Consider the following 13,687-nt stretch of genomic DNA (forward strand, 5'->3'; position numbering starts at 1 on the left):
TCAAAACCGCCGGTGTTGCGATGCGGGCGCCTGTCCTTGCCCTGCATCCCCGCCCAATATCAAAGTCCAATATCAACGCCGTGAGGCGCCACCGGCCGCAAAGGCAGGGGGAGCCACTCTCAACGCCGATCGTGCGGCCGAGTTGCTAATCACTTGTTATTTCTGTGAGGGGATGCGGAGTGTTTCGCCGCAAATGGTTAGCTCTTTGCTAAGCATTCGCCGCAAAGCCGGCGGCCGTTAACCTGTCCGCGCCGAATCGGTTCTCCCCGCGGGGATCCCCGCCGGGCCAATTTCCCGAGAAGGTCAATTCCCGCCGGATCAGCTCTCCGGCTGGAAGCTCAGAAGCTGCCAGTTGCCGCCGCCGACGAGGCAGGTCTTGCCGTAGAATTTGGCGATGCCGACATAGGAGTGCCGGGTGGTGCGGAACTGCCGGCAGACCTGGCCCGCCTCATTGTTTTCGACGATCGTATCGATGACGCCGGCGCTGCCGGTCGATGCATTCGCCCAGGGAAGCGGCTGGCCTTCGAGCCTGTTCACATCGGCCGACGTCACGGCGTTGCGCACCGTCATCTCGTCAGACAGAGTGTCGGTGCTCGGCGGCGGCTGCGGCACCGTGCCTGTTGCCACCGACCGGTCGACCTTGGCTTCGCTGAAGAAATCCATGCCGCCGCCAACGCAACCGGAAAGCGACAGCATTGCGACTCCGATGATCAGGAAGGCGCTGCTGCGTTGCCGCAGACCCTTTGTATGGCGATATGACTTTGCTATGACTTCCACCCTGCATCCTGTCCAGTTATGAAAAGCTGGGCGAGTTTTGAACAATCCGGGGCATTTGAACCAATATGTCGGCAAACGAGTTAACAAGCGGTGACTTTACCGAAAGTGGCGAGCCCTTCAAGCTCTTTGCCGAGTGGCTGAAGGAGGCGGAGGCCTCGGAACCGAACGACCCCAATGCCGTGGCGCTGGCAACAGTCGATGAAGATGGCCTTCCCAATGTCCGCATGGTTCTCCTGAAGGGATTCGATGATGACGGTTTCGTCTTCTACACGAATTTCGAGAGCCGGAAAGGTCAGGAAATCTTGGGGCAGAGGAAAGCCGCCATGTGTTTCCACTGGAAAAGCCTGCGCCGCCAGGTGCGGCTGCGCGGCCCTGTCGAGATCGTCAGCGACGCCGAAGCCGACGCCTATTTCAAGACGCGGGCGCGCGGCAGCCGCATCGGCGCCTGGGCCTCGAGGCAGTCCCGCCCGCTCGAAAGCCGTTTCGCGCTGGAGAAGGCGGTGGCCGAATATACCGCCCGTTATGCCCTCGGCGACATTCCCCGCCCGGCTCACTGGTCTGGCTTCCGCATCCGGCCGACCTCGATCGAATTCTGGAAGGATCAGGCATTCCGCCTGCATGACCGCATCGAATTCCGCCGGCCCACGCCGGTCGGAGCGTGGGAAAAGGTGCGGATGTATCCGTGATCGGCTTACCTGCCCATCAGCCTCAGCGGAATGCCAGAGGCAAGCGCCGAGACGTAGCGTCGCTTCTGGTAGAAGCCGTTCAGCGACATGCGCGGGAGATAGCCGGTTTTTCCCGCCGCCGGCAGCCCCGGCTGGGTGGTGACGGCGACCGAAAAGCCGAGCCGGCCGGCAATCGCCGCCTCGCGGCCGGTCGCTGCCTCCGGCGTGCCGTAGGGATAGGCGATCGTAACGGGACGGATGCCGGTCACCGCCTCGAGGTAATCGGCCGAAACTTCCATCTCGATTCGCGCTTCGGCTTCCGGAAGGCGGGCGAGCGCCCGATGGCTGATCGTATGAGCGCCGAGAGCGGCGAGCGGGCGCCGGGCGAGCCACTGCAACTGCGCCGGCCCCATCACCAGGTCGCGCACGATATCAGTCGGCTCGATGCCGTTTTCCCGCGCCAGCATATCGAGGGCGGCAATGGCGCGCGCCTCGTCGGAGCGGTGGATGTAGGCCGCGAAGCGGTCGAAGGCGTCCCATTGCTGCTGCGGGCTTTCGAGCGCCAGCCGCTCGCTGCCGCGGCCGAAATCGAAGCGGATTTCGGTTGCCTGACGCAGGAGAACGGCGAGCGTCTCCCACCAGATGCTGTGGGAGCCCTCGGCAAAGCCCTTGGTGACGAACACCGTGAACGGCGCCCGATGCCGCTCGAACACCGGCAGCGCATGCTCCAGATTGTTGGTGTAGCCGTCGTCGAGCGTAAAGGCCGCAAACGGCCTGCCGCCCACAGGCTCGGCCAACAGTGCCGGCAGCGCATCGAGCGGCACGAAGCGATAGCCCTCCCGCTTGAGCCGCCCGAGCGCCGTGTCGAGAAAGTCAGGCGTGATTTCGAGATGCGCGTTCGGCGCGAAGGTTTGGGCGACGTGCGGGCGGACGTGATGCAGCGTGAAGATGACGCCGCGCCCGCGCGCTTGCCGCATCAGTCCGGCCGCGGCGATCAGCCAGGATGCCTCGAGCCCGGCGCCGATCGCCGCGCGTTTTGCCAGTCGCTTCAATTGTCCCGTCATGCGCCGCCCATTGCCTTTTGCGGCAAACTAGCAACCGCGGCTTAAGCCTTGCTGAATCCCGATTTCGCACAGCTTCTTTGGTTTTTTGTTAACCAAGACGATGAAAAGGCTAGAAAAATGATAGGCGTTGCCGCAAAGTCGCGCCAAACTTACGGCTTCTGTTACATTACGACACAGCCGGCCCATCGAGAGCCGGCGCATCAGGGGGATTCCATGAGAAAGCTATTGGCGGCTGTTTTGACCGTAACGCTGGCGGTTTCGGCGCCGCTTGCGGCTCTTGCCGGCAACGCCTCGCTGATCCTCGATGCCCGCACCGGCAAGGTCCTTGCCGCCGAAAACGCCGACACGCTGAACCACCCGGCCTCGCTGACGAAGATGATGACGCTTTATCTCACCTTCGAGGCCTTGAAGCGCGGCAAGATCGCCTGGGATACGCCGATCAAAATGTCGAAATATGCCGCCGCCCGACCGCCGACCAAGCTCGGCGTCAAGGCCGGCGGCACCATCACGGTGCGCGAGGCGGTCTATGGGATGATCGTCAAATCCGCCAATGACGCCGCCGCCGCCATGGCCGAGACGCTCGGCGGCTCGGAGAGCGGTTTTGCCCGGATGATGACGGCAAAAGCCCGCCAGCTCGGCATGAGCCGCACCGTCTTCCTCAACGCATCCGGCCTGCCGAACAGCAGCCAGGTGACGACGGCGCGCGACATGTCGACGCTTGCCGTGGCGCTGATGAAGAATTACCCCAATGAATACCGCCTGTTTTCGGTGGCAAGCTTCAATTTCCGCGGTAAGACCGTGCGCGGTCACAACAATCTCATGTACCGCTACCAGGGCATGGACGGCATCAAGACGGGCTATACCAACGCCTCCGGCTTCAACCTCGTCAGCGCCGTCAGGGACGGCAACCGGCGCGTCGTCGGCGTCGTGCTCGGCGGCCGCACCGCCCGCAGCCGCGACGCCAAGATGGCGGCGCTGCTCGACCGCTATCTCGGCCGCGCCTCGTCTTCCGGCGGCGCCAGGCTGGTGGCGAGCGTCGGCGCCAAGGAGGCCGTCGAAGTCGCTTCCGCCGCTGATGCTTCCGATGTTCCGGTGCCGCTCAACGCGCCGCGCCCGGCCGACGACCTCGCGTCAAAGAGCCTGGCCTATGCCGACGACGCCGTCGTGCCGTTGGACCGTCCGGTCGCGATGGATGAGATCCTGAACGCCGGCAAGGCGCCGAAGATGTCGGCCGAGAAGGCTGATGGCGACTGGCAGATCCAGATCTCGGCCGCCCCGAGCGCCGATGCGGCGCGCGCGCTTCTCGCCCAGGCGAAGTCGGAAGGCGGCGCGCCGCTCGTTTCCGCTTCGCCCTATACCGAGGCGGTTGGGGAGGGCGCCAATAGGATCTACCGCGCCCGCTTCGGCGGCTTCGCCAGCAGGGATGCCGCCGTCTCGGCTTGCGATGCGCTGAAACAGCGCTCCTATGACTGCATGCTGCTGCCGGACCACGGCTGATCGTCGCCCGGCACTCAAGGCAATCCACTCTGGACAAGCATCGGGAATCAGCGTCTCTTCCATAAACAAAAGGAGAACGCCGATGTTGCGTCGTCTTGCCGATCAGTTCGAAACCTCGTCCGCCGCCCATGTCGCCGCCAACGGCATCGAACGCGATGCCGACTGGTTCCTCCTGAAGCTGCAGGAAGAAATGGGCGAGCTGACACAGGCGTGGAACCGACTGACCGGCCGGGGCCGTGCCAAAGGCCGCTCGCCCGAGGAAATGCGGCGCGATCTCGCCGACGAAACCGCCGACCTGCTCGGCCACATCCTGCTCTTTGCCCGCCGCAACGACATCGACCTTGCCGCGGCGATCGAGCGGAAGTGGCGGTTTCAGCCGGCGGAGCTGCCGAAGAGCTGAGGCATGCCGGCTGCGTGAAATCAGCCGAGCTTGTAGCGATAGAACTTGTTGTCCACCGCCATCAGCGGGAATGCGCGGGGCAGGGCGCTCTTGGCAATCTCGGTAAAGCCGTTCTTCTCGTAGAAGCGATGAGCGGCGACGAATTTGTCCGTCGTGCCGAGGAAGATATCGGTGAGACCGGCATCCCTGGCATGGGCGAACATGCGCTCGAGGAGCAGCGCCGCCACGCCGTGTTCGCGGCCGCGAACCTCGGCGGCGACGAACATCTTGCGCAGCGCCGCCTGATTGTGGCCGATATCCTTCAAGCCCAGCGTGCCGACGATGGCGCCGTCCTTGACGGCGACCCAGAACTGGCCTTTGCCGGACTGATAGAAATCCGGGATGACCCTCAGATCCGGCTGCGCATCGGCGGTGATGTCGATGCCGAATTCTTCGCGCTGGATCGGCAGAATCACCGACAGCACGTCGTCGGCGTCGCCCTCGGTAAAAGGTCTGATCTCGATCTCCGCCATCGGGCTTCCCTCAGGTCTGCGTGCCGCCGACCGTGATCTGATCCATGCGCAGATGCGGCTGGCCGACGCCGACCGGAACCCATTGGCCGGCCTTGCCGCAATTGCCGATGCCGGTGTCGAGCTTCATGTCGTTGCCGATCATCGTAACCCGCTTCATCGCATCCGGGCCGTTGCCGATCAGCATCGCGCCCTTGATCGGCGCGCCGACCTTGCCGTTCTCGATCAGATAGGCCTCGGTGCAGCCGAAGACGAACTTGCCGGAGGTGATGTCGACCTGACCGCCGCCGAAGGAGACGGCATAAATGCCCTTCTTCACCGAGGCGATGATTTCATCAGGCGTCTTGTCGCCGCCGAGCATATAGGTGTTGGTCATGCGCGGCATCGGCACATGCGCATAACCCTGGCGGCGGCCGTTGCCGGTAGGCGCCATGCCCATCAGCCGGGCATTCTGCCGGTCCTGCATATAGCCGACGAGCTTGCCGTTCTCGATGAGCACGTTGTAGCCGGAGGGCGTGCCTTCGTCGTCGATGGTGATTGAGCCGCGGCGGTTGTCGATCGTGCCGTCGTCGACGACGGTAACACCGGGTGCTGCCACCATCTGGCCGAGAAGGCCGGCAAAGGCCGACGTCTTCTTGCGGTTGAAATCGCCTTCCAGCCCGTGACCGACCGCTTCGTGCAGCATCACGCCCGGCCAGCCGGAGCCGAGAACGACATCCATCGTGCCCGCCGGCGCATCGATCGCCTCGAGATTGACGAGCGCCTGGCGCAGCGCCTCGTCGGCGCCGTATTGCCAGCTGCCCTCGGTGATGAAATCGCCGAAGCCGATGCGCCCGCCGCTGCCGTAGGAGCCGCTCTCCTGGCGCTCGCCTTGCCCGACCACGACGGAGATGTTGACGCGGGTCATGGGGCGGATGTCGCGGACGCGATGCCCGTCGGCGCGCAGGATGTCGACGACCTGCCAGCTCGCCGCCACCGAGGCCGTCACCTGCCGCACCTTGTCGTCCTTGCCCCTGAGATAGGCGTCGATGTCCTGCAGGACTTTGACCTTTTCCTCAAAACTCGGCTGGCCGATCGGGTTCTGGTCACCGTAGAATTTCTTGTTGGTGCCCTGGGGGGCGGCGGCATAGGAGCCTGAATAGCCGCGCGTCACCGCGCCGACCGCATCCGCCGCCCGCTTCAGCGCCGCCACCGACAGATCGCCGGCATGGGCATAACCGACCGCCTCGCCGGCAACGGCGCGAAGCCCGAAGCCCTGCTCGGTATTGAAACTGCCGCCCTTCAGCCGGCCATTGTCGAAGGTCAGCGCTTCGGCCTGCGCATGCTCGATGAAAAGCTCGCCATCATCGGCGCCGGCGAGCGCCTCGGCGACAAGGCCGCGCATGGTGGCTTCGTCGGCATCGAAAAGCGGCAGGAGATCGGTGGTCATGGTCTGGCTCCAATGGGCATGCGTTCGGGAATGCGCTTACTCCCTAGATAGGGCTCTACCTTATAAGGAGTGAAGCCCTGCGGCCGAATTATTCTTTGTCGGGTAGGACAATCTCCGTCATCACAGCCATCGCGCCTGGACTCTTGCTCGCCGCAGGACGTCGCGCGGATGCTCGGGTCAAGCCCGAGCAGGACGGAGTACGGGGAAACGTTCGAGCAAGCATAGCGCACGGCGATGATGAGTCGATCCATGCGCTGCCGGCAAGTTTGGCGGAAGTCCACCCCAACCTCCGTCATCCCAGGCCTTGAGCCTGGGATCATGATGGATGCCGTGCGGATGCTCGGCTCAAGGCGGCTCAAGGCCGAGCATGACGGAAGGTGGGTGGGCGCCTGAGGAGGTACAGCGATGGTGACGGAATACGAGCGAAGCTGCGCTCTGCCGTCGCAGCTCATGCCCTTACGGCAGCGCGTCGAAACCCTCGGCAAAACCCTTGAGGTCGACAGGAATGCCGATGCCTTCTTCCGGTGTCTGGAAGACGATGAAGGTTGCCTGGGCGCCGCTGCGGAAGGTTTTCAGCAGCTCGTCCTCGAGCACGACCTCGGCATAGCAGCCGTCGGCAAAGCAGCGCACGAAATAGGCGCGGCCGATATCCTTGCCGTCGACATTGAGTCCGAGGCCGTTCGGCAGGAGCACGCCGAGCGGTGCGAGCACGCGCAGGATCTTCGACTTGCGGTCGGCCGTCTTCAGGACGACGACGGAAAGCCCGACTTCCGGCCGGTCCTCGGCGATGACGTTCTGCATCAGCGCGCATTGTTCGGCCGATGCGCCGGCCGGCTTGTCGCAGACAACGGACCAGGCGCCATGATTGGATTTCACCGTGCCCGGCGCCTGCGGCTGCGTCTGGCCTGGCGTCGCCGGTTCGACTTTCGGGCTGGCGGCGTTCGGCTGCTGCGGGGTGGGGGCAGGGGCAGCCGGGGCTGGCGCTGTGGGCGCGGCCGGGGAGGGGGCGGGTTGCTGTGCGAATACGGGCGTCGCCGCGGCAGCCGCGATACTGGCAGTCACGACGAGCGCCTGCGCGAGGGAACGGAAACCCATGAAAACCTCTGGATATCGAATCATTGCGGCTATTGTTGAAGCTGCCCACCGAAAATGAAAAGCCCCACCCCGTGAAAACCGGGGGACTGCGGCAGAAATTGGACCTTTCGGCAAGAATGTGCGGCGGCCGGATTGGCCGGAAAGGCGTTTTTTCATATGCTGATGAAAATCTTGGGATGTTTTGCCGTCCGGGGCTGCCTATGCTTTGAGCAAAAATGCCGCATAGACAAATGCTCTGGCCTGTTGCGGCAAATGCCAAACTGTGGTTTGAAGCGCTGAAGATGGCAAGGATTCTGCATCCGTTTTTGCAGGTCAAGCGCTCGAGGGAGATAATAAGGTGATGAAGAAGGCTTATGCAGCTCTGACCGCGCTGGTCTGTCTGCTTTTTGCTTCCGGTACATATGCCGACCAGCCGCAACCGTGGCAGGCAACGCTGCAGCCGGCGGCGACGCCGATCATGCGGGAAATCCAGTGGTTCGAACAATATACCCTGTGGTTTATCGTTCCGATCACGCTCTTCGTTCTGATCCTGCTCATCGTCGTCTGCGTCAAGTTCCGCGCCAGCGCCAATCCGGTGCCCTCGAGGACGAGCCACAACACCGTGATCGAGGTCATCTGGACCGTGGGGCCGGTCCTGGTGCTGCTCCTTCTCGCCATTCCCTCCTTCAATCTTCTGACGGCGCAGCTGACGCTGCCGGAAAACCCCGACGTGACGATCAAGGCGACCGCCACGCAGTGGCAGTGGAACTATGAATATGAGGGTTCGGGCGACAGCCCGCTGGCCTTCGATTCCTACCTCTTGAAGGATCAGGACCGCGCGGCTGCCGGCAAGGAAGACAAGTCCGTCTATCCCCGGCTTCTGGCCGTCGACAACGAGCTGGTCCTGCCTGTCAACAAGACGGTGCGCGTCCTCGTGACCGCAGCGCCGACCGACGTCATCCACGCTTTCGCCATGCCGTCCTTCGGCATCAAGATCGACGCCGTGCCGGGTCGCCTCAACGAAACCTGGTTCAAGGCCGAGCGCGAAGGCCTGTTTTACGGCCAGTGTTCCGAGCTCTGCGGCAAGGACCATGCGTACATGCCGATCGCCATCCGCGTCGTCTCCGAGGACAAGTACAAGCAGTGGCTGAGCGCAGCCGCCAGCGACCTGCCCGGCGCCTACAAGACACTCATGGCCGCAACCGATGGTCCCGCAAAGACCGTCGACGTCGCCGAAGCACAGTAATTAAAGGGGATCGGGACAATGGCTGGACCTTCCGCTCACGACGATCATTCTCACGGTCATGCCCATGATGACCACGCCCATGATCATGACCACGATCACGGGCACACGCCGAGCTTTGTCAATCGCTGGCTGTTTTCGACCAACCACAAGGACATTGGCACGCTCTACCTGATCTTCGCGATCATTGCCGGCATCATCGGCGGCGCGCTGTCGGTGGCCATGCGCATGGAACTGCAGGAGCCGGGCATCCAGATCTTCCACGGCCTGGCCTCGATGGTCTACGGCTACGAGGGCGATGCCGCCATCGACGGCGCCAAGCAGATGTTCAACATGTTCACGACCGCGCACGCGCTGATCATGATCTTCTTCATGGTCATGCCGGCGATGATCGGCGGTTTCGCCAACTGGATGGTGCCGATCATGATCGGCGCCCCCGATATGGCCTTCCCGCGCCTGAACAACATCTCCTTCTGGCTGATCGTCCCTGCCTTTATCCTGCTGCTGCTGTCGATGTTCGTCGAAGGCCCGGCCGGCGCCTATGGCACCGGCGGCGGCTGGACGATGTATCCGCCGCTGGCCACAAGCGGCACGCCGGGACCGGCGGTCGATCTGGCGATCTTCGCGCTGCACATTGCCGGCGCCTCGTCGATCCTCGGTGCGATCAACTTCATCACCACGATCCTCAACATGCGTGCTCCCGGCATGACGCTGCACAAGATGCCGCTCTTTGCCTGGTCCGTGCTGATCACCGCCTTCCTGCTGCTCTTGTCGCTGCCGGTTCTGGCAGGCGGCATCACCATGCTGCTCACCGACCGCAACTTCGGCACCTCGTTCTTCTCTCCCGAAGGCGGCGGTGATCCGATCCTCTACCAGCACCTGTTCTGGTTCTTCGGTCACCCCGAGGTCTACATCCTCATCCTGCCGGGCTTCGGCATGGTCAGCCACATCATCTCGACCTTCTCGAAGAAGCCGATCTTCGGCTACCTCGGCATGGCCTACGCCATGGTCGCGATCGGCGCCGTCGGCTTCGTCGTCTGGGCCCACCACATGTACACGGTCGGCCTGTCGCTCGATGCGCAGCGTTACTTCGTCTTCGCCACCATGGTCATCGCCGTGCCGACGGGCGTGAAGATCTTCTCCTGGATCGCAACGATGTGGGGCGGCTCGATCTCGTTCACCACGCCGATGCTCTGGGCGATCGGCTTCATCTTCCTGTTCACGGTCGGCGGCGTCACCGGCGTCCAGCTCGCCAATGCCGGTCTCGACCGGTCGCTGCATGACACCTATTACGTCGTGGCCCACTTCCACTACGTTCTGTCGCTCGGCGCCGTCTTCGCGATCTTTGCCGGCTGGTACTACTGGTTCCCGAAGATGACCGGCTACCTCTACAGCGAATTCCTGGGCAAGGTGCACTTCTGGATCATGTTCATCGGCGTCAACCTGGTGTTCTTCCCGCAGCACTTCCTCGGGCTTGCCGGCATGCCGCGCCGCTACATCGATTATCCCGATGCCTATGCCGGCTGGAACTACGTCTCCTCCGTCGGCTCCTACATCTCGGCCTTCGGCGTGGTGATCTTCCTCTTCTGCGTCTTCGAGGCCCTCGCCAAGAAGCGCGTGGCGGGCGACAATCCCTGGGGCGAGGGCGCAACGACGCTCGAATGGCAGCTGCCTTCGCCGCCGCCCTACCACCAGTGGGAACAGCTGCCGCGCATCAAGTAATTTGCGCGGATAACAGGACGCCGCATCTTTATACGGCGTCCTGGCATTGAGACATTCAGGACGAAATGATGACGGTCATCGACAATCACGAGGCGCTTGCAGAGGACGGCGAATTGTCGGAAGCCAGCGCACGCGATTACTTCGAACTCTTGAAGCCACGGGTGATGTCGCTCGTGGTCTTCACTGCTTTTGCCGGCCTGGTGCTGGCGCCGGGCCATATCAATCCGGTCCTCGGCCTGATCGCCATCCTCTGCATCGCCGTCGGCGCCGGCGCCTCCGGTGCGCTCAACATGTGGTACGACGCCGATATCGACGCCATCATGAACCGCACCGCCAAGCGTCCGATTCCGGCCGGCCGCATCGCGCCCTCCGAGGCGCTGGCCTTCGGCCTGGTGCTGTCGGGCTTTTCGGTCGTCATTCTCGGCCTTGCCGTCAACTGGCTGTCGGCCGGCATCCTCGCCTTCACCATCTTCTTCTACGCCGTCATCTACACCATGTGGCTGAAGCGCTCGACGCCGCAGAACATCGTCATCGGCGGTGCCGCCGGCGCCTTTCCGCCGATGATCGGCTGGGCCTGCGTGACGAACACGGTGACGATCGAGAGCACGGTGCTTTTCCTGATCATCTTCCTGTGGACGCCGGCGCATTTCTGGGCGCTTGCCCTCTTCAAGATGCGCGACTACGAGGCCGTCGGCGTGCCGATGCTGCCGAACGTCGCCGGCGAGCGGGTCACCAAACACCAGATCGTCGCCTATGCGGTGCTGACCGCCATCTGCGCGGTCCTGCCGTCCTTCCTGGGTTTTGCGAGCTACGGCTACGGCCTCGTCGCCGCCGCCCTCGGCGCGATCTTCGTCTACTGTTCCATCGCCGTCTGGCGCATGCCGGACGGCGATCTGAAGATGATCCCGGCAAAGAAGCTCTTCGCCTTCTCGATCTTCTATCTGTTCGCGGTCTTCTCCGCCCTGATGATCGACCGGCTGGCCGCCATGCTGGTTTCGCAAGCAGGAGGCTTGTTCTGATGGATCTCGTCAAGCTCACCGAAAAGCAGATGAAGTCGCGCCGCAACCGCAACATCGCCCTCGGGCTGGTGCTCGCCGGCCTCGTCGTTCTTTTTTACGTGATGGCGATCGTGAAGATGGGCGGGGGAGCAGCCGGATGAGCGACAAGGCCGCCGCACCGAGGAGACAGGGGCGCAACAACGGCGCCGTCGTCATGATGTGCCTGAGCTTCGTCTTCGGCATGGGGGCGATGAGCTTTGCCGCCGTGCCGCTCTACCGCATCTTTTGCCAAGTGACAGGCTATAACGGCACGACCCAGCGCGTCGAGCAGATGTCGAGCGTCGTGCTCGACCGCAAGATGCGCGTGACCTTCGACGCCAATGTTGCGCCGGGCCTGCAATGGAATTTCAAGCCGGTCGAGCGCGAGGTCAATCCGAAGATCGGCGAAACCATCCAGGTCAATTTCGTCGCCGAGAACCGGTCGAACGAGATCCAGCGCGGCCAGGCGGTGTTCAACGTCACGCCGGGCGAGGCGGGCGCCTATTTCAACAAGGTGCAATGTTTCTGCTTTACGGATACGGACCTGAAGCCGGGCGAAAAGCTGGAAATGCCGGTGGTGTTCTACATCGACCCTGAAATCGTCAAGGCGGTGGAATCCAAGGATATCCACACGGTGACGCTGTCATACACGTTCTATCCGAAAGAGGGTCCGAAGCCTGTCGCTTCGAATGAGGGTGGAGCGGTGAAGATTGAAAAGAAACTTTGATCAAGGCTCGTTTCCGGCTATGCCGGGAGCGAAGTGAGGAAGACATCCGGGGATAGCTACATGGCCGATGCGCACCAGAAGAATCACGACTACCACATCATCGATCCGAGCCCGTGGCCGATTCTCGCCTCGTTCGGCGCCTTCATCATGGCGATCGGCGGCGTCTGCTACATGCGTTACCTGAACGGCGGCTCCTTCAAGTTCGCCGGCGCCGAGCTCGCCAATCCCTGGCTCTTCTATATCGGCCTCGTGCTGGTTCTTTACGTCATGTACGGCTGGTGGGCCGATACGGTGAAGGAAGCTCACGAAGGCGCCCATACTCGCGTCGTCTCGCTGCATCTGCGCTACGGCATGATCATGTTCATCGCTTCCGAAGTGATGTTCTTCGTCGCCTGGTTCTGGGCCTATTTCGACGCCAGCCTCTATCCGAACGAGGCGATCCAGGCCTCGCGGCTCGCCTATACCGGCGGCGTCTGGCCGCCGAAGGGTATCGAGGTCCTTGATCCCTGGCACCTGCCGATCTACAACACCGTCATCTTGCTGCTCTCGGGCACGACGGTCACCTGGGCGCACCATGCGCTGCTGCACAACGACCGCAGGGGCCTGATCCAGGGCCTGACGCTGACCGTGCTGCTCGGCATATTCTTCTCCGCCGTCCAGGCCTACGAATATGCCCACGCGCCCTTCGCCTTCAAGAATTCCATCTACGGCGCGACCTTCTTCATGGCGACCGGCTTCCATGGTTTCCACGTCCTGGTCGGCACGATCTTCCTGCTGGTCTGCCTGCTGCGGGCGCTCCGCGGCGACTTCACCCCGAAGCAGCATTTCGGCTTCGAGGCGGCCGCCTGGTACTGGCACTTCGTCGACGTTGTCTGGCTGTTCCTGTTCTTCTGCATCTATGTCTGGGGCGGCTGGGGCGCACCCGTCGCAGCCGGCTGATCGGCAAGCGAGCTTCAAACAAAAGGGCGGGCCTCGGGTCCGCCCTTTTTCGTCTTTGGCCCCACGCTCCGTCATTGTCGGGCTTGACCCATGGCGCGGTTCCTTGATTTCCCGCTACGATTGAGTGAGGATCACCAACGTCTCCGGCAATACTCCGTCATACTCCATCGCATCCGCCGCTTGCTTGGACTTCATAAATTCCTCCAGGCGGCCCATGTCGGGAACGTCCATGACCAGGCCAACTCGATTGGACGCCTGTGGATCGACGAACGTACGAATGTTTGTGCAGCCGAGGGGTTCGAAAACCTCTTTGCGGCGTGGTGAATTGAGCCAATGACTGACATCTTTGACGTCGTGATAGGCCAATATGGTAGGCATAGCATCCTCCTCTCAAAGCCAGATAGAACACTACGCCGCGATGGATCACATTGATATTACCCGGATGGGCGGGGCGCATCGTCGTCGGGGGAAACTCCGACAGACGGCGCGAGCGCGCTGAGCCGCCCCAGGTTGAAGGGCGATCGGTCACGCAAGCCATTGAATTGCTGCGGGAGGCAATGTGGCCTTGATCGCCAAACGCCTACCGGCGCTGCAACGACGAATC

Annotated in this window: 15 protein-coding genes; 9 read left to right on the forward strand and 6 right to left on the reverse strand. The window is 62.8% G+C overall.

The annotated features are described in order from the left end of the window. Positions 1–318: 318 nt before the first annotated feature. A complete protein-coding gene (locus tag A7X77_RS28555) occupies positions 319–777 on the reverse strand; it encodes an RT0821/Lpp0805 family surface protein (protein WP_064686202.1) in 459 nt (152 codons plus the stop codon). 65 nt (positions 778–842) lie between these two features. Here A7X77_RS28555 and pdxH point away from each other — a divergent pair, with 65 nt between their 5' ends. Beyond that, a complete protein-coding gene (gene pdxH, locus A7X77_RS28560; protein WP_064686203.1) occupies positions 843–1,463 on the forward strand; it encodes a pyridoxamine 5'-phosphate oxidase in 621 nt (206 codons plus the stop codon). A 5-nt stretch (positions 1,464–1,468) separates the two neighbouring features. Here pdxH and A7X77_RS28565 read toward each other — a convergent pair whose 3' ends face one another. Next, the gene (locus A7X77_RS28565; RefSeq protein ID WP_064686204.1) at positions 1,469–2,506 is read right to left on the reverse strand and encodes a polysaccharide deacetylase family protein; all 1,038 of its coding nucleotides are present in this window, start codon (positions 2,504–2,506) and stop codon (positions 1,469–1,471) included. Positions 2,507–2,719: 213 nt separating this feature from the next. Between A7X77_RS28565 and A7X77_RS28570 the strand changes: the two genes are divergently transcribed. Both A7X77_RS28570 and A7X77_RS28575 read left to right on the forward strand, forming a co-directional pair. After that, positions 2,720–4,003: a D-alanyl-D-alanine carboxypeptidase family protein gene (locus tag A7X77_RS28570; protein ID WP_064686205.1), complete on the forward strand. Its 1,284-nt coding sequence runs from the start codon at positions 2,720–2,722 to the stop codon at positions 4,001–4,003. 82 nt (positions 4,004–4,085) lie between these two features. Continuing rightward, on the forward strand, positions 4,086–4,403 hold the full coding sequence (locus A7X77_RS28575; protein ID WP_064686206.1) for a hypothetical protein: 318 nt from the start codon (positions 4,086–4,088) through the stop codon (positions 4,401–4,403). 20 nt (positions 4,404–4,423) lie between these two features. Here the strand turns inward: A7X77_RS28575 and A7X77_RS28580 are convergent, their stop codons facing one another. From A7X77_RS28580 to A7X77_RS28590, 3 genes are all read right to left on the reverse strand, one after another. Beyond that, positions 4,424–4,915, reverse strand: a complete 492-nt coding sequence (locus A7X77_RS28580; RefSeq protein ID WP_064686207.1) for a GNAT family N-acetyltransferase — start codon at positions 4,913–4,915, stop codon at positions 4,424–4,426. A 10-nt stretch (positions 4,916–4,925) separates the two neighbouring features. Continuing rightward, entirely contained in the window at positions 4,926–6,341 is a 1,416-nt protein-coding gene (gene tldD / locus A7X77_RS28585) for a metalloprotease TldD (RefSeq protein ID WP_064686208.1), read from the reverse strand. Positions 6,342–6,797: 456 nt separating this feature from the next. Further along, a complete protein-coding gene (locus A7X77_RS28590) occupies positions 6,798–7,460 on the reverse strand; it encodes an invasion associated locus B family protein (protein WP_082928878.1) in 663 nt (220 codons plus the stop codon). A 316-nt stretch (positions 7,461–7,776) separates the two neighbouring features. Here A7X77_RS28590 and coxB point away from each other — a divergent pair, with 316 nt between their 5' ends. The 6 genes from coxB to A7X77_RS28615 all read left to right on the forward strand — a co-directional run bounded on the left by coxB (position 7,777) and on the right by A7X77_RS28615 (position 13,083). Continuing rightward, on the forward strand, positions 7,777–8,661 hold the full coding sequence (gene coxB, locus A7X77_RS28595; RefSeq protein ID WP_064686210.1) for a cytochrome c oxidase subunit II: 885 nt from the start codon (positions 7,777–7,779) through the stop codon (positions 8,659–8,661). Positions 8,662–8,679: 18 nt separating this feature from the next. Continuing rightward, the gene (gene ctaD / locus A7X77_RS28600; RefSeq protein ID WP_064686211.1) at positions 8,680–10,380 is read left to right on the forward strand and encodes a cytochrome c oxidase subunit I; all 1,701 of its coding nucleotides are present in this window, start codon (positions 8,680–8,682) and stop codon (positions 10,378–10,380) included. A 68-nt stretch (positions 10,381–10,448) separates the two neighbouring features. Beyond that, positions 10,449–11,399: a heme o synthase gene (locus tag A7X77_RS28605; RefSeq protein ID WP_064686255.1), complete on the forward strand. Its 951-nt coding sequence runs from the start codon at positions 10,449–10,451 to the stop codon at positions 11,397–11,399. Continuing rightward, on the forward strand, positions 11,399–11,539 hold the full coding sequence (locus A7X77_RS33605) for a hypothetical protein (protein WP_038687313.1): 141 nt from the start codon (positions 11,399–11,401) through the stop codon (positions 11,537–11,539). Before A7X77_RS28605 ends, A7X77_RS33605 begins: the two co-directional genes overlap by 1 nt. Continuing rightward, entirely contained in the window at positions 11,536–12,144 is a 609-nt protein-coding gene (locus A7X77_RS28610) for a cytochrome c oxidase assembly protein (RefSeq protein WP_064686212.1), read from the forward strand. The genes A7X77_RS33605 and A7X77_RS28610 overlap by 4 nt, the downstream gene beginning before the upstream one ends. Positions 12,145–12,204: 60 nt before the next feature. Further along, positions 12,205–13,083, forward strand: a complete 879-nt coding sequence (locus A7X77_RS28615; RefSeq protein WP_064686213.1) for a cytochrome c oxidase subunit 3 — start codon at positions 12,205–12,207, stop codon at positions 13,081–13,083. 114 nt (positions 13,084–13,197) lie between these two features. Here A7X77_RS28615 and A7X77_RS28620 read toward each other — a convergent pair whose 3' ends face one another. Next, positions 13,198–13,461 carry a hypothetical protein gene (locus tag A7X77_RS28620; RefSeq protein ID WP_064686214.1) on the reverse strand — a complete coding sequence of 88 codons (264 nt, stop codon included), beginning with the start codon at positions 13,459–13,461 and terminating at the stop codon, positions 13,198–13,200. Between the last annotated feature and the right edge of the window lie 226 nt (positions 13,462–13,687).

The sequence above is a fragment of the Rhizobium bangladeshense genome (assembly GCF_001662075.1).
GTDB lineage: Bacteria > Pseudomonadota > Alphaproteobacteria > Rhizobiales > Rhizobiaceae > Rhizobium > Rhizobium bangladeshense_B.